The following is a 20,018-nucleotide window of genomic DNA, read 5'->3' on the forward strand; positions in this document are numbered from 1 at the left end:
TCGTCAACGCCAAATGTAGTGAATTTCTCCAATCCCTTGCGGCGCAAGGACCGGGCCTGAAGGGCGTCCGACGAACGGTCTGGACCCGTCGAAAGCGAGTGCGCAGTCAAGGCCAAAACGTCGATGCCGGATGCGACGCAGGGTCGCGAAAAACGGAACAGCGGGCCTCACACCGGCCTAACGAATGACCGCCGGTCAGGGTGACTTCCGACCCGCGCCGGGGTGGCTGCGGGGTGCCACGCTCTGATACGCCTCCTTATATATGAACGCGACCATGCGCCTGCCCCTGACCGGCTGTCTGATGTTGGGCCTGACCGTGGCCGGTGCTGCCGCTGCCGGCGGGACCAAGGCGCCAGCGCTTTCCTCACGCCAGTGCGGGGTGAGCACGCCCTACAACGTGCTGGTGGACAGCGGCGGGATCTGGCTGCGCAACCGCGAGCAGGTGCCGGCGGAGATCTTCTTCCACGATGGCGAGCTGAACATCGATCGCCAGCCGATCCCGGTCAGCGACGCCGACGCCCAGCGCCTGCGCCAGCTCGAATGGGGCACCCGCCAGCTGGTGCCTGCCGTGGCCGGAGTGGCCGGCGAGGCCACGGACATCGCCTTCGATGCGCTGGGCGCCACGGTGGAAATCATGACCGGCAGCCGCCGCAGGGCGCGCGAGGTGGACGGGCTGCGCAAGGATGCCCACGCGTACGTCGGCCGTACCCTTGGCCGCGGGATCTGGGAGCAGGATCTGTTCGGCGAGCAGTTCGAGGCGCGCATCGAGCAGGCCGCCGAGTCGATGTCGGCCTCGCTGGCCCGCGGCGTGATGTGGACGATGCTGACCGGCGGCTCGGACCGGATCGAGGCCCGCGCCGAGCAGATGGAGGCCGACCTGGAGCGCCGCATGGAGGCGCGCGGGCAGGCGCTGGAGGCGCAGGCCCAGTCGCTGTGCACGCAGGTGCTGGCGCTGGATGCGATCCAGCAGTCGCTGGAGGTGCGCTACCAGGGCAAGCCGCTGGCGATGATGGTGATGGACCGCGACGAGGACGCAGCGGTGCCGATCGCGCACGAACTGCCGCGCGGAGATGCGTTGGTGTTGCCGCCGTTGTAGAGAGCATCCACGCATGGCGCGGAGCTACGCGCGGTGCGGGGTGCCCAGGTACTCGGCGCTCTGCATTTCGATCAGGCGCGAGGCGGTACGTTCGAACGCGCCCTGCAGGCGGATGCCCGAATACAGCCCGACCGGTGAATCGGTCGCGGTGCAGACCAGGTTGACGTGGCGGTCGTACAGCTCGTCGATCAGGTTGACGAAGCGGCGCGCGGCATCTTCGTTGAGTGTGTCGAAGTGCGGGATGTCCCCGAGCAGCACGGTGTTGAACTCGTGCGCGATCTCGATGTAATCCGAGGGGCCACGCGGGCCTTCGCACAGCGCCTTGAAATCGAACCAGACGATGCTCTTGCCGCGGCCGCGCACCGGAATCTTGCGCGCCTCGATCTCGATGTTGCCCGCCTTGGCCGGCTGCCCACCGCTGAGCTCGGCCCAGCGGCCGGCCAGCCAGGCATCGCTGCCGGCATCGATCGGGGACTGGTACACCGGCGAGCGGGTCAGCGCGCGCATGCGGTAGTCCTCGGTGCCTTCGGCGTACAGCTCCACGCAGTAGGTCTGCAGCAGCCCGATCGCGGGCATGAAGCTGTCGCGCTGCAGGCCGTTGAGGTACAGGTTTTCCACGGCGGTATTGGAGGTGGTCACCAGGGTCACACCCTCGGCGAACATGCGCTCGAGCAGGCGCGCCAGCAGCATTGCATCACCGATGTCGGTGACGAAGAACTCGTCCAGCACCAGCACGCGCAGTTTGCTGCGCCACTCCTGGGCGATCTTCGCCAGCGGATCGCTTTGCCCCTGGTGCTCGCGCAGGCGCTCGTGGATGCCACGCATGAAACGGTGGAAATGGGTGCGGTACTTCTGCTCGATCGGCAGGCCGTCATAGAACAGATCGACCAGGAAGGTCTTGCCGCGCCCCACCCCGCCCCAGAAATACAGGCCCTTGACCGGCTCGGGCTTCTTCCAGAATGCGGAGAGGCGATCCAGCCAGCCGTCCTGCGCGCTGTCGACCAGCGCCAGATGGATGCGGTCCAGCTCGGCCAGGGCGGCGTGCTGGGCCGGGTCGTTCTGCCATTCGCCCCGGGCCACGCCATCGGCGTAGCGCTGCGACGGGGTCATCACGGTCTCGCTCATGCTGCGTCGGGGGCCGCGTCGGAGGCGCCGTTGGGCAGCCACTGCTTGACGCCATGGATGAGCGCGCCGCGCAGGTCGACGATCTTGCGGTGGAAGAAATGGCTGGTATCGGGCATGCGCACCAGTTCGTGCGGTGCGTCCAGGCCGTCCAGCCAGTCATAGACCGCCTGCGGATCGACGATCTCGTCTTCCTCGCCCTGGATCACCAGCCACTGGGCCGGGGGCTGCATGCCCTCGAAGTCCCAGCGCCCGGCGGGCGGCGCGATCGAGATCAGCGTGGTCGGCTGAAGGTCGCCCGCGGCGCGCAACGAGACGTACGCACCAAAGCTGAAACCGGCCAGCCACAGGTCCTGGCCCGGCCGCTGTGCACGGACCCAGGCGGCAACGGCCTTGAGGTCGTCCTGCTCGCCCACGCCGTTGTCGAAGCTGCCGGCCGAATCGCCGACGCTGCGGAAGTTGAAGCGCACGGTGGCGATGCCCAGGTCGCGCAACGAGCGCGCGGCCATGGTCACCACCTTGTTGTGCATGCTGCCGCCCTCGGTGGACAGGGGGTGGCAGACGATCGCCACCACCGGCTGCACCGCGACATCGGCCTCGGGCAGATCAACCACGACATCCAGCGGACCGACCGGTCCGTCCAGCGTCAGCGCACCGCTTTCTTGGGGAAATGGGGGATTGTGCATGGCGTCATAATACCGTCCCTCCGCGTGCTTCACCGCCGCCCCCGCCGGATCCGTACATGCACTATCTGGTTTTCAGCGTTCTCTGCAGCGTGCTGGTGTCGGTCCTGCTGAAGCTGGCGCCGCGCCAGCGGCTGGACATGCCGCAGGTGGTGACCTGGAATTACCTGGTCGCCAGCGTGCTCAGCGCGGTGCTGCTGCAGCCCTCGCTGGCCTCGCTGCAGACCCCGCACGCGCCGTGGGCCGCCCTGCTCTGCCTGGCCGTGGCGTTGCCGGCGATCTTCCTGATGATGGCCCGCGCAGTGACCCGTGCCGGGATCGTGCGCAGCGATGTGGCCCAGCGATTGTCGCTGCTGCTTTCGCTGCTGGCTGCGTTCCTGGTGTTCGGCGAGAGCGCCAACGGCTGGAAGCTGGCCGGCCTGGGGCTGGGCCTGCTGGCGATCCTGGGGATCAGCGTGCGCCCGCGCGCCGGGGCGGCCGAGCCCTCCGGTGGGCGGGCCTGGCCGTGGCTGCTGGCGGTGTGGGTGGGCTACGCCCTGGTCGACATCCTGCTCAAGAAGGTGGCGTTGTCGGGTACGCCCTCGATGGCGGCGCTTCTGGTCAGCTTCAGCCTGGCCTTCGTGCTGATGCTCATCCTGCAGCTATGGCGCCACCTGCGCGGGATCGCCCGCCTGCAGTGGCGCAACGGGGTCGGCGGCGCCCTGCTCGGCCTGCTCAACTTCGGCAACATCCTGTTCTACGTGCGCGCCCACCAGCATCTGCCGGACAGCCCGGCGGTGGTGTTCGCCGGCATGAACATCGGCGTGGTGGTGCTGGGCGCGCTGGTGGGCATCCTCGGTTTCGGCGAGCGCACCAGTGTGTGGAACCGGGTGGGCCTCGGGTTGGCCGTGGCGGCGATCGGGTTGATCGCGTGGGGCACGTGGTAACCGACTGATGCGGTGCCGGCCAGCGGCCGGCACTACCAAGGCAACGCGACGGTGACCGGGATCAGCGATCAAACCCCAGCAACAGCGGATCATGGTCCGAGCTGCGCCACGGGCCCGCTTCGTTGCGGTCGCGGTAGCCCACATCGTCAGCTTCATCGGCATTGATGTGCCACTCCGCCGCCGCACGCAGGCGCTTGGCCATGCCCGGGCTCAACAGCGCATGGTCCAGCCGGCCGGTCATGCCGTTGTAGACATAGCTGTAAGGGTGTTCGACCTTGGCCACTGCGAACGCATCCCGCCAGCCGGCCGCGTGCAGGGTGCGGATCGGGTCTTCCATCGCGTAGGCGTTGAAGTCGCCCAGCAGCACCGCATCGCGGGTACCCGCACCGGTGGGGTCGGTCGCCAGCCACTGGTCCAGCAGCGTGGCCGAGGCGACCCGGGTGGCATTCCAGCAGGCCTGGCCGTCCTTCTGATCGGCATCGGCGCCGGTCGCGTCCGAGCAGCCCTTGGATTTGAAGTGATTGGCCACGACCACGAACGGCGCGCCCTTGCCCGCGCGGAAGGCCTGCGCCAGCGGCACGCGGCTGCGCTCGCCGAAGGGCTCCTTCTCCAGCACGGCGGGGGCGCCGACCGGGGTCACGCGCGTGGCACGGTAGATGATGCCGACCCGGATCGGGTTGTCACCCGGCCCCTGCTTCGCGTCGATGAAGCGCCAGTCGGCACCCTGGCCCCGGTCAGCATTGAGCGCATCGACCAGCTGGGCGATCGCCGACTGCGGGCCGTAACCATCGTTCTCCAGTTCCATCAGCGCCGCGACATCGGCGCCGAGCGCGTTGATGGTGGCGACCAGCTTGGCTTTCTGCGCGTGATGTTCGGCCAGCGTCCGGGCGCCACGCAGGGTCGGGTAACCGCCGCCCTGGCCGTCGCCATTGAAGAAGTTCTCCAGGTTGAACGCGGCCACATGCAGGGCCCCGGCCACCACCGGTACGGCCGGGCGCTGCAGCGCCGGCAGGTTCAGCGGGCGGGTCACCTGCAGGCGGGTGTTGCCCTTGGCATCGACGCGGACGATGCCTTCGATATTGCGCAGGACCATGCCGGTGCGCAGGTTCGCGGCCGCCGGCAGGTAGGCCACCGGGCCGGGATCCCGGGCGTCGCTGCCATCGTCGAGCACCAGCCGGCGACGCAGGTTGTCGGCCACCTCACGGGCGTGCTCCGGGCTGCCGGGTGCGGCCACTTCGCTCGGCTGCCACAGGCGACCACCGAAGGCCACGGTCAACTCCCCAAAGCGCGACAGGCCATCGGTGCCGGCCAGGGTCAGCGGCGCGGCGATGCGGACCTGCTGGCCGTCCAGCGTGCGCCAGTCGGTGGGCGGCGCGGTCAGGGTGACCGTGGCCGACGTGGTCGGCGCCGGACGCACCTGCGGCGAGGTGGCGGGCTGCGGCTGGGCGGCATGGACCGCGCCGGACAGGGCCAGCGCGAGAGCGAACACGAGGGGGGTACGGCGCATCGGAAGCAGGACTCCAGGGAAGTGCGACAAGGCTAACCATATAAAGTGAAACGCCGCCCTTCGGCGGCGTCGGTGACCTGATCCGGCAAAGCCGTTATTTCAGGTTGGCCAGCATCCAATCGACCGTGGCATGGATCTGCTCCTCGGTCAGCGCCGGATTCCCGCCCTTGGGCGGCATGATGCCACCGTCCGGGCCGGTATAGCCCTCCACCGCATGCTTGTAGAGCGTGTCCTTGCCCTGGGCGATGCGCGCATCCCAATGCCCGTGATCCAGCGTCGGCGCCTTGCCGACGCCATTGGTATGGCAGGCCGTGCAGAGGTTGTCGTAGATCACCTTGCCGTCGGTGGTGCCACCGTAGGCGACCTGCGAGGCGGCTTTGACCAGCGCGGCGGCCTGGGCCGCAGCCTGGGCGGCGGCACCGGTGCTGCCGGCGTACACCGCACCGGCCGGCGCGATGCGCTGTTCCGTGCGTTTGGCCGCCATCGGCGAGACTTCAGGGGGGATGCTGGTATGCAGGTAGGCCGCGAAGATGATGAGGCCGAGTGTGATGGCCATCAGCAGCGCGATGACCATGGAGAAGCGTTTCAGGAACTCGAGGTCGTAATTCCGCACTCTCTATACCCCTGGCTGGTAGTCGTTGGACCACGGCTTGTCGGCCGAGTATGACCAGCGTCGGCGGCGCTGCGCAAGCGACCGCCGGGTGTCGCAATGCAGCATCGGCGCGGCTCAGGCGCCAGCGGCACGCAGGCAGAAAACACAGATCGACTCGACCAGCGCATCTTCATCGCCGTGCGCGTCGCGGCTCAGTGCGGTCGGGCCGACCAGCGCCTCGGTGAACGCCCCCACGATGCAGGCCGCTGCGACATGGGTGTCCTGCGGCGGGAAGGTGCCTGCCTCCACGCCATCGGCGACGATGCGCCGGAACACATCGCCGAACAGACGGCGGCAACGGATGCGCTCGGCCTCCACTTCCGGATCCACCGGCTCGGCGATGAAGGCATAGGCCAGCCCGGGCCCGGCCAGCGCGCGCCGCACGAAGGCGGTGATCGCCCGGCGCAGGCGCTCCGGCGCGGGCAGCGGCTCGGCCGCGATCGCCTCGAAGATGCGCAGCTCGTGCTCGACGGCGGCGGTGAGCACCTCCACGAACAGTTCGGCCTTGGAGGGGAAGTGCCGGTAGATCAGGCCGGTGGAGACCCCGGCTTCGGCCGCCACAGCGGTCACCGGGGCGTTGCGGTAGCCGCCGGCCGCCACCAGCACACGGGTCGCCAGCAGGATGCGTTCACGGGCGCCGGCAAGGCGTTCTTCCATCAGGGCGGAGCGTTTATAGGCCATTTGTTGATTCTATGTTCAATTTTTGAATTTGTGTTCACTTCTTTGTCGAACCCGGCTACGCTGGGGGTACATCGCCCGCGGGACGGCCCTGTCAGCCCGTCCATCCCTCCCGGCGCGTCCCATCCCTTGTTGTTGCGGAGTCGCCCATGCACGTCCCGACCATGAACTTCGATCTCGGCGAAGAGATCGACCTGCTGCGCCAGAGCGTGGCCCATTTTGCCTCCGCTGAAATCGCGCCGCTGGCGGCCCAGGCCGACGAAGAGAATCTGTTCCCCAATGCGCTGTGGCGCAAGCTCGGCGAGCAGGGTCTGCTCGGCCTGACCGTGGAAGAGGAATACGGCGGCAGCGGCATGGGCTACCTCGCGCATGTGGTGGCGATGGAAGAGATCTCGCGCGCCTCCGGTGCCATCGCGTTGTCCTACGGTGCGCACTCGAACCTGTGCGTGAACCAGCTGCGCAAGAACGGCAACGAAGAGCAGAAAAAGCGCTACCTGCCCGGCCTGTGCAGCGGCGAGCTGGTCGGCGCGCTGGCGATGAGCGAACCGGGCGCCGGCTCGGACGTGGTGTCGATGAAGCTGCGCGCGGACAAGCGCGGTGATCACTACGTGCTCAACGGCAACAAGATGTGGATCACCAACGGCCCGGATGCCGATGTGCTGGTGGTCTATGCCAAGACCGATCCGGATGGCGGCGCCAAGGGCATCACCGCGTTCCTGATCGAAAAGGGCATGAAGGGCTTCTCCACGGCGCAGAAGCTGGACAAGCTCGGCATGCGCGGCTCCAACACCTGCGAGCTGGTCTTCCAGGATTGCGAAGTGCCCGAAGCCAACGTGCTTGGCGTGGTCGGCGGTGGCGTCAAGGTGCTGATGTCCGGTCTGGACTATGAGCGCGTGGTGCTTTCCGGCGGCCCGCTCGGGCTGATGGCGGCCGCGATGGATGTGGTGATGCCGTACGTGCACGAGCGCAAGCAGTTCGGCGAGGCGATCGGCACCTTCCAGCTGATCCAGGCCAAGCTGGCCGACATGTATGTGGGCCTCAACGCCTGCCGTGCCTATGTCTACGCGGTGGCACGCGCCTGCGACCAGGGCCGCACCACGCGCCAGGACGCAGCCGGCGCGATCCTGTATTCGGCCGAGAAGGCCACCTGGCTGACCGGCCAGGCGATCCAGATCCTGGGCGGCAACGGCTATATCAACGAGTACCCGACCGGACGGTTGTGGCGCGATGCCAAGCTGTATGAAATCGGCGCCGGCACCTCGGAGATCCGCCGCATGCTGATCGGCCGCGAACTGTTCCAGCGCACCAAGTAAGGGCCCTGCCATGACCGTATTGAGCACCCAGCTGCAACCGGGCAGCGACACCTTCGAGGCCAACCGCGCCGCGCTGCAGGCGGTGGTCGATGACCTGCGCGCCACCCTGGCGCAGACCGCGCTGGGCGGCAGCGAAGCAGCGCGCGCCAAGCACACCGCACGCGGCAAGCTGCTGGTGCGCGACCGCATCGATGCCCTGCTCGACCCGGGCAGCGCGTTCCTGGAAATCGCCCCGCTGGCCGCGCACGGCATGTATGGCGACCCGATCCCCAGCGCCGGCGTGGTTGCCGGCATCGGCCGGGTCTCGGGCGTGGAATGCGTGATCGTGGCCAACGATGCCACGGTCAAGGGTGGCACCTACTACCCGATGACGGTCAAGAAGCACCTGCGCGCGCAGGAAGTGGCCGAACAGAACCGCCTGCCCTGCATCTACCTGGTGGATTCGGGCGGTGCGTTCCTGCCGTTGCAGGATGAGGTGTTCCCGGACCGCGACCATTTCGGCCGGATTTTCTACAACCAGGCCAACCTGTCCGCGCAGGGCATCCCGCAGATCGCCTGCGTGATGGGCAGCTGCACCGCCGGTGGCGCCTACGTGCCGGCGATGAGCGATGAAACGGTGATCGTGCGCGAGCAGGGCACCATCTTCCTCGGCGGCCCGCCGCTGGTGAAAGCGGCCACCGGTGAAGTGGTCACCGCCGAAGAACTGGGCGGTGCCGATGTGCACACGCGCATCTCCGGCGTGGCCGACCACATGGCCGACAACGACCTGCAGGCGCTGGGCCGGGTCCGCGCGATCATCGCCCAGCTCAACTGGCGCAAGCCCGAGCCGGCGCTGGCGGTGCAGGCCCCGGTGGAACCGCGGCATCCGGCCCACGAGCTGTATGGCGTGATCCCGGCCGACACGCGCAAGCCCTACGACGTGCGCGAAGTGATCCTGCGCCTGGTCGACGATTCGCGCTTTGATGAGTTCAAGCCGCGCTACGGCAACACCCTGGTCACCGGCTTCGCGCACCTGCACGGCTACCCGGTGGGCATCATCGCCAACAACGGCATCCTGTTCTCCGAGTCCGCGCTGAAGGGCGCGCACTTCATCGAACTGTGCACGCAGCGCGGCATTCCGCTGGTGTTCCTGCAGAACATCACCGGCTTCATGGTTGGCCGCAAGTACGAGCACGGCGGCATCGCCAAGGACGGGGCCAAGCTGGTCATGGCCGTGGCCTGCGCCAAGGTGCCCAAGTTCACCGTGGTGATCGGCGGCTCGTTCGGTGCCGGCAACTACGGCATGTGCGGCCGCGCCTACTCACCCAACTTCCTGTGGATGTGGCCGAACGCGCGCATCGGCGTGATGGGCGGCGAGCAGGCCGCCAGCGTGCTGGCCACGGTCAAACGCGATGGCATCGAAGCCAAGGGCGGGCAGTGGTCGGCCGAGGAAGAAGACGGCTTCAAGTCGCCGATCCGCGCGCAGTTCGAATCGCAGGGCCACCCGTACTACGCCAGCGCCCGCCTCTGGGATGACGGCGTGATCGATCCGGCCGACACCCGTCGTGTGCTGGGCCTGGCGCTGTCGGCCAGCCTCAACGCCCCGGCGAAGAAGACCGACTTCGGCGTGTTCCGCATGTAATGCACGGGCGGTGCCGCCTGGCACCGCCGCCCTTGGCCCGCGCAACGAGACCACCATGTTCACCAAGATCCTGATCGCCAACCGTGGCGAAATCGCCTGCCGCGTCATCGCTACCTGCCAACGCCTGGGCATCGCCACCGTGGCGGTGTACTCCGACGCCGACCGCAACGCGCGCCACGTGCGCCTGGCCGACGAGGCCATCGCGATCGGCCCGGCGCCGGCGCGCGAGAGCTACCTGCGCGGCGATGCCATCCTGGAGGCCGCCCGCCGCACCGGCGCGCAGGCGATCCATCCCGGCTACGGCTTCCTCTCGGAGAATGCCGGTTTCGCGCAGGCCTGCGCCGAGGCCGGCATCGTGTTCATCGGCCCCTCTGCGGCGGCAATCCGCGCGATGGGCGACAAGAGCGCGGCCAAGGCGCTGATGCAGCAGGCCGGCGTGCCGCTGACCCCGGGCTACCACGGCGACGAGCAGATCCCCGAGTTCCTGCGCAAGCAGGCCGACAGCATCGGCTACCCGGTGTTGATCAAGGCCAGCGCCGGCGGCGGTGGCAAGGGCATGCGCCGCGTGGATGACAGCGCGACCTTCACCGAGGCGCTGGCCAGCTGCCAGCGTGAAGCGCAGTCCGCGTTCGGCAACGCACACGTGCTGGTCGAGAAGTATGTGGAGCGTCCGCGCCACATCGAGATCCAGGTGTTCGGCGACAGCCACGGCAACGTGGTGTACCTGTTCGAGCGCGACTGCTCGGTGCAGCGCCGCCATCAGAAGGTGCTCGAAGAAGCGCCTGCGCCCGGCATGACGCCCGAGCGCCGCGCCGCGATGGGCAAGGCGGCCGTCGATGCCGCGCGCGCGGTCAACTACGTCGGCGCGGGCACGGTGGAGTTCATCGCCGGCCCGGATGGCGATTTCTACTTCATGGAAATGAACACCCGCCTGCAGGTGGAGCACCCGGTCACCGAGTGCATCACCGGCACCGACCTGGTGGAATGGCAGCTGCGCGTGGCCAGCGGTGAACCGCTGCCGCTGCAGCAGGATCAACTGCAGATCCGCGGGCACGCACTGGAAGCCCGCCTGTACGCCGAAGACGCCGACCGCGGTTTCCTGCCCTCCACCGGCACCCTGCGCCACCTGCGCCTGCCGGCCAACACCGCGCACGTGCGCGTGGATGCCGGTGTCGAGCAGGGCGATGCGATCACCCCGTTCTACGACCCGATGATCGCCAAGCTGATCGTCTGGGATGTCGACCGCGACGCCGCGCTGCGCCGCATGCAGCAGGCGCTGGCCGAGTGCGAAGTGGTCGGCGTGACCACCAATGCCGCCTTCCTGCGCCGGCTGGTGATGACCGATTCGTTTACCCAGGCCAAGCTGGACACCGCGCTGATCGAGCGCGAGCAGGCCGCACTGGCCCCCAACGACGACGACAGTGATCCGGCGCTGTGGGCGCTGGCCGCGATTGCCGGCGTGGCCACCAGCGAAGCCGCCAGCCGTGATGCGCGTGACCCGCACTCGCCGTGGCAGGCCCAGGATGGCTGGCGCCTTGGTGCGGCCGCCGCACGCGCGCTGACGCTGGAGCACCGGGGTGCACAGCGCAGCGTGGCCGTGCAGGGCGCGGGCGGACAGTGGACCGTCCACATGGATGGCAACGCGCTGCAGGGCAGCGGCCGCCTGGCCGGTGATGCGCTGCGCGTGCAGATCGGCGAGCAGCTGCATCGCGCCACCGTCATCCGCGACGGCAATGAGCTGTACCTGTTCGGCAGCGAGGGCGTGCAGCGCTTCACCCTGCATGATCCGGTCAGCGAAGCGGACCAGTCCGTCGCCGATGCCGGCAGCCTGGTCGCGCCGATGCCGGGCCGTATCGTGGCCACACTCGTGTCACCGGGCACGGCGGTCAAACGCGGCGCGCCGCTGCTGGTGCTGGAAGCGATGAAGATGGAGCACACGCTGCAGGCACCGGCCGATGGCACCGTGCAGGGTTACCGGGTCAAAGCCGGGGATCAGGTGGGTGATGGGGCCGTGCTGGTGGATTTCGAGGCGGGGTGAGTCACCCGGTTGGCGGCTCGGCAGTGAGTACCGGCGTCCACACCTGGCCGCCGGGGTCGAACTCAGAGGTCGACATCTGCTGTGCCCGCCAGCCTACGCCACACACGGCGAGCGGGCTGAGCTGCATGGGATCCATGCCGAGCACCTGCTCGATATCCTGTTCGTTGATCGCGGCCGTAACAAAGGCCCCCAGGCCCTGTTCGGTCGCGCAGGTCAGCAGCAGCTGCGAGATGTGGCCAACATCCAGGATCACCGCGCGGTAGGCCTTGGGATGGTGGCGGTACTTCCAGTAGGTGCGCGCGAACCGGGGGGCCAGCACGATCAGCACCGGCGCATCGGCAAACCAGTGTTGGCCGGCGGTGAACAACACCGCCAGCTCTGCCATGGACCGCGCATCGGAAGGCAGGGCGGACACGCCGTGCGAGGCAGGATCGTAGTGATACAGACCCGCCTGGAGGCCCTCGACATGCTGCACCAGCAGATACGCTTCGGTGGGATGCAGGCCCCCGGCGGACGGTACGTTCTTTTTGAGAAACACCGCGTCTTCTTCGACCACCTGCCGTCCTGTTTCAGCCAGGGTGCGCTGCAGCAGTCGTGATAGCTCGGCCAGCGGCAGTGGCTGCGCCGTATCGAAGTTGCGGCAGGTGCTGCGCTCGCGCAGGCTGCGGTCGAACGCTTCCTCGGGCTGGCGTGGCAGGCGGCGAGGTTCTCCTGCGTGGGGAGCCAACGCGGGCGGTGGCGGCCCAAGGTGTGCACGCAGCCCCGCCGCTGTGTGCAGTCCCGCCGATTCCAGGGCTTTCACGCTGTCCTGGCCCTGCCAGCGGCCCTGCCAATGGAGCATCGCGGCAGGTCCCCACCACGGCACCTGCCGCAGCTGCGCTTCACGTTCAGCCAACGCGTCGCGATCTGCTCCCTGTGCCTGGACCAGCCCATGCGCCAGCAGGTAGCGCAGATCGCTGTCATCTTCCCCGGCGGGCCGTGGCTCCCATCGCTCCGGGTCGAGACGTCCCAGCAGCAGCACCTGTGACTCATTGAGCTCGACCGGCGCCGGCAGGTGCGGTGCCAGCGCCGTCCAGACACTGCGCAGGGTCATGCCCGTACCACCGGATACCAGCGCGCGCAGATCGAAGGAGGTCTGCTGTCGGGGCTCGAGGTAGAGGGTGCGGCATCGGCGCAGGTGGAGGGTATCGTGCATGGGCAGCCAGAAAGGGAAGCATCGCGTGTTCCAGTGTGTCGGCCGGGATCGCCAAAGATGAAGGCCGATGATCATCGGGCGACTCAAGCGCTTCACGCGCCGGCCGCTATCGATCGCGGCTGTAACGTCACACCCCGGCCTGCGCGTACGCCTCCTCCTTCCCTCCGCTATCTCCGAGACATCCCACATGACCAGCACTTCTCCGCCGCTTTCCTCCAACGATGCCGTACAGCTGCTGGATCTGCTCAGCAGCGACGATGCGTTCCGTACCCTGTTCCAGGCCGATCCCGCTGCCGCGCTGGCGACCATCAGCGCCGAGGCGGGCGCGGCATCGTGCGACTGCGAATCAGGCGGTCCGCTGGCCAGCAAGGAGGAATTCCAGGCCGCTCGCACGCGCCTGCTTGCCCACCTGACCGCCACCAGCTCCTTCAGCTTTCCGCACTGTTTCGTCAGCGGTGACATCGACTCACAACTGCAGCGCAAGCCGCAGCCCTGAGGTCTGGCGGTTACTGCAACGACGTCGCGTCCAGACGTCGTTGCGCGGCCCGGCTGTCATGGACATTCAGCGCCTGCAGGAGATAGGAACCGGCGTTCTCCGCGTAGGCCCTGCCGCGTTGTGTCGCCAGCCAGCGTTGCTCGGCGGCGGCAGCCACCTGGTCCCCGGCGGCCACCAGGCTGTCCTGCAGGGCGACGTGGACCTGGAACAACTCGCTGCCGTCGATGAGCGCGCGCAAACGCTGCACCGATTGCGCAGCCCGGCCATCCACGCGATCCTGGTTGGCCACCAGCACCGCCACCATCTGCGTTCCACGCGGGTCATCCAGTGCCTTGGCAAGTCGCTGCAGATGCGGCAACTGGCGACGTGCCACGTCATAGAGCTCGGCGCGTTGCGCGAGATAGGCCGAGGCAGCGGCCATGTACAGCCACTCTCCCCGCTCACCTGCCGCAGGATCGGCCGCCTGCGCGATCATGGTGGCGATAAGCTGCTCATATTCGTGTGCGCCGGCCTTTCGCACGGCAATGCTGGCCAGCGAAAGCGACTGCGCCTGGAACATTCCGCAGATCCGCGCATTGTCACCACAGTGGCGCAGGGCACCTGCATTGGCCCGCAGTGCCGCCGCCGGCTCGCCTGCGTCCAGCGCGACGGCGGTGCCCTCCAGGTGCATGGCAAGATCATCCTCCCGAGCGGCGGCAAGCATGCGCTGGGCGCCCACCAGGTCGCCATGAGCGGCGAGCGCGGCGACCATGTGGCGGTTCACTGACCATTGACCGATCCGTGCGGATTGACGATAGCTGCGCAGTGCCGCATCGGCGTGATTCTGCGCCAGCTCGGCGCGACCGAGCGCCTGCAACGCCATGGCCTGCAACGGGTTCTGTGCGACAGCGGCCTTGCGTGCAGCCTGCTCGGACTCGCTATACCGCCCCACGCTCAGCATGGACCAGGCGTAGTTGGCATGGGCGCCGTGGTAATCGGGATAGAGATCGCCCAAGAGCTTCCACTTTTCGGCCGTGGCGAGTGTTCCGGCGCCGTTGAGATCGGCATCCCAGGCGTCCATGTACAGCCGATCCCGTCCTGACAAGCGACCGGCAGCGCGTTTTGCCGCGGCCAGCGATTGCCGGGCCCCTTCGGGATTGCCCCGGCCCCACTGGATGCGCAGCTGTGCCAGGTAGGCGAACGCGAAGTCCGGATCGAAACGCACCGCCTGCCCGAAAAACCGCTGCGCGTCGTCATAGCGTCCATCGCCGTATGCTTTGACGCCCATCGCGTAGGCATGCAGCGCATCCAGGCTGGCCGTCGCCACCTTGGGCAGGGGCATCGAGTCCCGCGAGATGTCATGCATGGCCTCGCCGAGCTCGGCGCGCATCTGAGCCACGACGTCATCGGTGGATCCCAGCAGGGATTCCATGCCGCGGCCATCGGCATGGTCGGACCACGCCGTATTGCCGGTGTTGGGATCGATCAGTTCCAGTGAAACACGCAGCCGCCCATGCACTTCGGCCACGGTGGGTACGATCACGGCTCTGGCACCCTCACGCAGCGCGACCTCGATCGCCGCGTCGCGGTCCAGCGCTCCACCTTCGCGACGCATCCGCTCCAGCGTTTCCTGCACCTTCATGTCGCTGAGCACATTGACGTAACGCGACTGCTCCAGAGAAATGCGGAACGCCTGTTGAAGACTGTCGTCCAGCAGTGCATTGCCGGTCAGGTTATGGAGGTTGCCCAGTACCACCCAATCCCGTTCGCCGAAGGCAATGGCCGGCGTCGGGCGTAGAAAGGCCCAGGTGCCGAAGACCATGCCTGCCACCAGCGCCACCTCGGCCAGCAGTGTCATCGGCCGGCGCCACAGCGGCACGGCACGGCGGGCCTTGGGGCTGCCGCGTGGGGCACGCAGCGGCGCAAACTCCCGTTCACCCACTTCATGGATGTCCTGGCGACCGGGCATGCCCTTGAACCGCCAGCCGCCGTGCGATTTCCACACCAGTCGCTCGCCACGCTCCCCCAGCTCGCCCACCGCGCGATGGGTCAGCGATTCGGCCACGGCCGAGAGCAGGATCTGCCCGGGCCGGGCAAGGGCCATCAGGCGCGCGGCCATCGGCTTGGCCAGGCCCTCGACCTCCAGCGATTTGGCCCCAACCTTGATCGCCTCGGGGCTGTTTTCCCAGGTCAGCACTTCGCCGACGTGCAGGCCCGCGCGGGCGCGCAGCACGATGTCACGCTGCTTGCCGATCTCCATCAGGCCGCGCTGGTAATCCAGCGCAAAGCCGAGACCATCGATGGCGCGCTCGAACAACAGCAGCAGGCCATCGGAACGATCGATCAGGCGACCATTCCACTGTTGCTGCAACACCAGCACCAGCCGGTCATGCGCCTGGAACAGCTCGGCCGCCGCCGCATCGCCGATGCGCTCGACCAGGATCAACGAGTCGCACAGATCGGTGAACAGCAGCGCCCGCATCTGCGGGGCCTGGGTCGACGTTCCGTTGTCGCCGTTCATGCCGATCTCCCGATCAGGGTGTGGCGGTCGCTGATCGCGACCAGTGCAATCGGTTGCCGCCCAGCCGTTTGGCCTGGTACAGCGCATTGTCGGCGCGGGCGTACCACTCGCTCCAGTCGGTCTGCGGGTCGATCAGACAGACCCCGATGCTGACCGGGCACACATGCGGCACGCCATGCGCACGGCCGATCAGGCCATGCACCGCGCTGAGAATGAACTCGGCGGCGTGCTGCAGGCTGTCCTGGTCGGCGCTGCGCAGCAGCAGGCAGAATTCGTCGCCGCCCAGCCGGCAGGCCACGTCCGGCTCGGTGGCCACCGAGCGCAGGATGTTGGCCACGCTCTGCAGCACGCGGTCGCCGGCCTGGTGGCCGTGCACATCGTTGACCTGCTTGAACTGGTCGCAGTCGATCAGCAGCAGGCCCTGAGGCGCGCTGTTTTCCTGCGCACGGCAGTCCTGCAGGTAGAGCGCGAGGCCACGCCGGTTGTGCAGGCCGGTCAGCTCGTCGGTGCGCACCAGCTCGCGGGTGTGGGTGAGCTGGTGAGTGGTGACGTAGAGGTTGTCCAGCGCGGTTTCGAGATCGTGGTTGCGGCGGCGCAGCTGGCGGATCAACACCTGCTCGTTGCTCACCACCCGCATGATCGTGCGGCGCAGGAAGTAGGCCAGCAGACCAGGGTCGCGGTCGACCAGACGCTGGAAATCGTCGTGGTCCAGTTCCAGCACGATACTGTCCTCGACCGCACGCGCGCCGGCCGTGCGCTGGTGGTCGCCGATCAGCAGGCCCAGCTCGCCGAAGAATTCATTGGGACCGAGCGACTTCACGACGAGGTCTTCGCCGAAGTCCAGTTCGATGCAGCCGCTGACGATCACGTACATCGTGCTGCCGGCGTGGCCGCGATGGAACAGATGGGTGCCTGAGGGCAGCTTGCGTTGCCGGCCGAATTCGGAGAACAATGCGGACTCGCCGTTGCTCAGGATGGCGTGCACGATCTCAGCCATCGCCTTGCGGTCGATGTCTGGTTCCTGTTCGCACATGATCGCCGCCGCACCCTTGCCGGTCATTTCCGAACACCCGCTTTCCAGCGTCCCCCTGGTGAGCGAAGGAGGATAGCACTCCTCAAAACTGTGCGCCCTATCCCATTTCCGACTTTTACCCCCCAAGATCGTGAAAACACGCCCGTTCTACCGCGTGTGACGATGTGAAGAGCCGGGTCCGGAGACGACACAGGGCGGCAGGTCCCCCGACCGGCCGCCCTGATGGCCTTCCCTGGCCGCCCTTGCCGGGTCAGGCCGCGCGTTCGGCGTTGAACTGCTCTTCCTCGGTGGACCCGGTCAGGGCGGTGGTCGAGGACTGGCCCTGCTGGATCGCCTGGGTCACCGCGTCGAAGTAGCCGGTGCCGACCTCACGCTGGTGCTTGACCGCGGTGAAGCCCCGGTCGGCCGCGGCGAACTCGGCCTCCTGCAGCTCCACGAAGGCGCTCATCTGGCGGCGGGCATAGCCGTGGGCCAGGTTGAACATCGAGTAGTTCAGGGCGTGGAAGCCGGCCAGGGTGATGAACTGGAACTTGTAGCCGTATTTGGCGATCTCCTTCTGGAAGGTCGCGATGGTGGCGTCGTCCAGGTTCTTCTTCCAGTTGAAGCTGGGCGAGCAGTTGTAGGCCAGCAGCTTGCCCGGGAATTTGGCGTGGATCGCTTCGGCGAACTTGCGCGCGAACTCCAGGTCCGGCTTGCCGGTCTCGCACCAGATCAGGTCGGCGTAGGGCGCATAGGCCAGGCCGCGGCTGATCGCCTGATCCAGACCGTTGCGGGTCTTGTAGAAGCCTTCCACGGTGCGCTCACCGGTGGTGAACGGCTGGTCGTTGCCATCCACATCGCTGGTCAGCAGGTCGGCGGCCTCGGCATCGGTACGCGCCACCAGCAGGGTCGGCACGCCCATCACGTCGGCGGCCAGGCGCGCGGCGTTGAGCTTTTCGATCGCCTCGCGGGTCGGCACCAGCACCTTGCCGCCCATGTGCCCGCACTTCTTCACCGAGGCCAGCTGATCCTCGAAGTGCACGCCCGCCGCGCCGGCCTCGATCATCGCCTTCATCAGTTCGAAGGCGTTGAGCACGCCGCCGAAACCGGCTTCGGCATCGGCCACGATCGGCTGCAGGAAGTCGATGTCATCCTTGCCTTCGGCATGGTGCAGCTGATCGGCGCGCAGCAGGGTGTTGTTGATGCGCTTGACCACCGCCGGCACCGAATCGGCCGGGTACAGCGACTGGTCCGGGTACATCTGGCCGGCCAGGTTGGCATCGGCGGCGACCTGCCAACCGGACAGGTAGATCGCGTTCAAGCCGGCCTTGACCTGCTGCATGGCCTGGTTGCCGGTCAGCGCGCCCAGCGCGTTGACGAAGTCCTTTTCCTGCAGGTACGTCCACAGCTTCTCCGCGCCCAGCCGCGCCAGCGAGTGCTCCACGTGCACGGTGCCACGCAGGCGCACCACATCGGCGGCGGTGTAGTTGCGGGTGATCCCGGCCCAGCGCGGGTCGGTGTTCCAAGCGTGCTGGATCTGTTCGGCGGTCTGCAGGGTGCTCATGTCGAATCTCCAAAGGGAACGGATGCGGTAACAGCAGGTGGATGGCGGGTGGTCAGTCAAGACGGTCGTAGGCGGGCAGGGTCAGGAAGTCGGTGAGCTCCTCGCGGCGGCTGAGCGCGGCCAGCAGCGCGATGGACTCGGGGATGCGGGCGCTGCCCGGCAGCGCGGTGGTGTCACCCAGCCTCGCAGGCAGCTGGGCCAGGGTGGCGTCGAGCAGGGCCAGGTCGATCGCGGTGCCGTCGTCCAGGTGCTGGCCGGGGGTATGCAGCCACTGCCACAGCTGGCTGCGGCTGATCTCGGCGGTGGCCGCGTCCTCCATCAGGTGGTGGATCGGCACGCAGCCGTTGCCGTCCAGCCAGGCGGCCAGGTAGCGCACGCAGACCTCCACGTTGCCCTCGAAACCGGCGCGGGTGACGGTGCCGGTGGGCGCGGCGATCAGGTCATCGCGGCCCACCTGCACATCGTTGCGCAGCACGCGGTGCTGGTTCGGCCCGGGCATGTGTTCGTCGAAGATCGCCTGCGCGACCGGGATCAGCGCGGGGTGGGCGACCCAGGTGCCGTCATGGCCGGCGGTGACTTCGCGCAGCTTGTCCGCCCGCACCCGCGCCATCGCCTGCTCGTTGGCGGCCGCGTCGTGGTTGATCGGAATCTGCGCGGCCATGCCGCCCATCGCATGTGCGCCGCGGCGGTGGCAGGTGCGGATCAGCAGCTCCGAATAGGCCTTCAGGAACGGCTGGGTCATCGTCACCTGGCCGCGCTCGGGCAGCACCTTGTCGGGGTGGCGGCGGAAGGTCTTGATGTAGGAAAAAATGTAATCCCAGCGGCCACAGTTCAGGCCGACGATGCGATCGCGCAGCGCATGCAGGATCTCGTCCATCTCGAACACCGCCGGCAGCGTTTCGATCAGCACGGTGACCTTGATCTGCCCATGCGGCAGGCCGAGCATGCCCTCGATGTGCGACAGCGCGGTCTCCCACAGCGCGGCCTCTTCCATGCTCTGCAGCTTGGGCAGGTAGAAGTACGGGCCACGCTGCCTGCACATCAGCGTGCGGGCATTGTGGAAGGCGAAGACCGCCGCATCGAACAGGCCACCGGCGATCGGCTGGCCATCGATGCGCACGTGCTTTTCATCCAGGTGCCAGCCCCGCGGGCGCACGATCAGCACGGCCTGCTCGTTGAACGGTCGCAGCGTGTACTGCTTGCCCGGCTTCCCATCGACGGACGGCCCGGTGTGGGTCAGATCGCCACGCACCGCGCCGATCAGTGCCTGCTGGCCGGCCAGCAGGTTGCGCCAGGCCGGGGCGGTGGAATCCTCGAAGTCGGCCATGAACACCTTGGCGCCGGAGTTCAGCGCGTTGATGACCATCTTCGGGTCGGTCGGGCCGGTGATCTCCACCCGGCGGTCCTGCAGCGCCTCCGGCAGCGGGGCGACGTGCCAGTCGCCGGCGCGGATCTCCGCGGTATCGGCACGGAAGTCCGGCAGGCCGCCGCCATCGAAGAAGGCCTGGCGCGCGACCCGTGCCTGCAGCCGGCGCTGACGCTCCGGCTCCACCGCCCGGTGCAGCGACACCAACAGCGCCAGTACCCCCGCCGGCAGCAGCGCGGACTGGCCGGC

At 67.9% G+C, this 20,018-nt stretch carries 16 protein-coding genes; 6 read left to right on the plus strand and 10 right to left on the minus strand.

The window, feature by feature from the left end:
• The first annotated feature begins 274 nt into the window (after positions 1-274).
• Positions 275-1,096 (plus strand): DUF2884 family protein, encoded by an 822-nt coding sequence (locus tag ACW6W5_RS11715; protein WP_226956723.1) that lies wholly within the window; start codon positions 275-277, stop codon positions 1,094-1,096.
• Positions 1,097-1,120: 24 nt separating this feature from the next.
• On the opposite strand, the gene zapE is transcribed toward ACW6W5_RS11715, so the two are convergent.
• Positions 1,121-2,221 (minus strand): cell division protein ZapE, encoded by a 1,101-nt coding sequence (zapE, locus tag ACW6W5_RS11720; RefSeq protein WP_121044337.1) that lies wholly within the window; start codon positions 2,219-2,221, stop codon positions 1,121-1,123.
• Positions 2,218-2,904 (minus strand): alpha/beta hydrolase, encoded by a 687-nt coding sequence (locus ACW6W5_RS11725; protein ID WP_121044340.1) that lies wholly within the window; start codon positions 2,902-2,904, stop codon positions 2,218-2,220. Before ACW6W5_RS11725 ends, zapE begins: the two co-directional genes overlap by 4 nt.
• A gap of 56 nt (positions 2,905-2,960) precedes the next feature.
• On the opposite strand from ACW6W5_RS11725, the gene ACW6W5_RS11730 reads away from it, so the two are divergent.
• Entirely contained in the window at positions 2,961-3,827 is an 867-nt protein-coding gene (locus tag ACW6W5_RS11730) for an EamA family transporter (RefSeq protein WP_152154438.1), read from the plus strand.
• 61 nt (positions 3,828-3,888) lie between these two features.
• On the opposite strand, the gene ACW6W5_RS11735 is transcribed toward ACW6W5_RS11730, so the two are convergent.
• The 3 genes from ACW6W5_RS11735 to ACW6W5_RS11745 form a co-directional block, all read right to left on the minus strand.
• Complete coding sequence (locus tag ACW6W5_RS11735) at positions 3,889-5,334, minus strand: ExeM/NucH family extracellular endonuclease (protein ID WP_152154436.1); 1,446 nt, start codon at positions 5,332-5,334, stop codon at positions 3,889-3,891.
• Positions 5,335-5,428: 94 nt separating this feature from the next.
• Positions 5,429-5,947, minus strand: coding sequence for a c-type cytochrome (locus tag ACW6W5_RS11740; protein ID WP_046272290.1), 519 nt, complete (start codon positions 5,945-5,947; stop codon positions 5,429-5,431).
• Positions 5,948-6,061: 114 nt separating this feature from the next.
• Positions 6,062-6,667 (minus strand): TetR/AcrR family transcriptional regulator, encoded by a 606-nt coding sequence (locus ACW6W5_RS11745; protein WP_121044348.1) that lies wholly within the window; start codon positions 6,665-6,667, stop codon positions 6,062-6,064.
• Between the two features lie 146 nt (positions 6,668-6,813).
• Here ACW6W5_RS11745 and ACW6W5_RS11750 point away from each other — a divergent pair, with 146 nt between their 5' ends.
• Genes ACW6W5_RS11750 through ACW6W5_RS11760 form a run of 3 tightly spaced genes read left to right on the plus strand, consistent with a single transcriptional unit; the run spans position 6,814 to position 11,636 of the window.
• Positions 6,814-7,977: an isovaleryl-CoA dehydrogenase gene (locus tag ACW6W5_RS11750; RefSeq protein WP_102788830.1), complete on the plus strand. Its 1,164-nt coding sequence runs from the start codon at positions 6,814-6,816 to the stop codon at positions 7,975-7,977.
• Between the two features lie 10 nt (positions 7,978-7,987).
• Entirely contained in the window at positions 7,988-9,598 is a 1,611-nt protein-coding gene (locus ACW6W5_RS11755) for a carboxyl transferase domain-containing protein (protein WP_152154434.1), read from the plus strand.
• Positions 9,599-9,653: 55 nt separating this feature from the next.
• A complete protein-coding gene (locus tag ACW6W5_RS11760; RefSeq protein WP_152154432.1) occupies positions 9,654-11,636 on the plus strand; it encodes an acetyl/propionyl/methylcrotonyl-CoA carboxylase subunit alpha in 1,983 nt (660 codons plus the stop codon).
• Between the two features lies 1 nt (position 11,637).
• Here ACW6W5_RS11760 and ACW6W5_RS11765 read toward each other — a convergent pair whose 3' ends face one another.
• Positions 11,638-12,906: a putative peptide maturation dehydrogenase gene (locus ACW6W5_RS11765; protein ID WP_310793649.1), complete on the minus strand. Its 1,269-nt coding sequence runs from the start codon at positions 12,904-12,906 to the stop codon at positions 11,638-11,640.
• Positions 12,907-13,018: 112 nt separating this feature from the next.
• On the opposite strand from ACW6W5_RS11765, the gene ACW6W5_RS11770 reads away from it, so the two are divergent.
• Positions 13,019-13,327: an NHLP-related RiPP peptide gene (locus ACW6W5_RS11770; RefSeq protein WP_070474300.1), complete on the plus strand. Its 309-nt coding sequence runs from the start codon at positions 13,019-13,021 to the stop codon at positions 13,325-13,327.
• Between the two features lie 10 nt (positions 13,328-13,337).
• On the opposite strand, the gene ACW6W5_RS11775 is transcribed toward ACW6W5_RS11770, so the two are convergent.
• The 4 genes from ACW6W5_RS11775 to aceB all read right to left on the minus strand — a co-directional run.
• Complete coding sequence (locus ACW6W5_RS11775; protein ID WP_121044361.1) at positions 13,338-15,827, minus strand: putative peptide modification system cyclase; 2,490 nt, start codon at positions 15,825-15,827, stop codon at positions 13,338-13,340.
• Between the two features lie 13 nt (positions 15,828-15,840).
• A complete protein-coding gene (locus ACW6W5_RS11780) occupies positions 15,841-16,887 on the minus strand; it encodes a GGDEF domain-containing protein (RefSeq protein WP_121044364.1) in 1,047 nt (348 codons plus the stop codon).
• Between the two features lie 223 nt (positions 16,888-17,110).
• The gene (aceA, locus tag ACW6W5_RS11785; RefSeq protein WP_152154430.1) at positions 17,111-18,403 is read right to left on the minus strand and encodes an isocitrate lyase; all 1,293 of its coding nucleotides are present in this window, start codon (positions 18,401-18,403) and stop codon (positions 17,111-17,113) included.
• A gap of 52 nt (positions 18,404-18,455) precedes the next feature.
• Positions 18,456-20,018 (minus strand): malate synthase A (gene aceB / locus ACW6W5_RS11790; RefSeq protein ID WP_458233646.1); only part of this gene is annotated, 1,563 nt, incomplete at its 5' end.

The organism is Stenotrophomonas sp. IS26, from assembly GCF_054188265.1.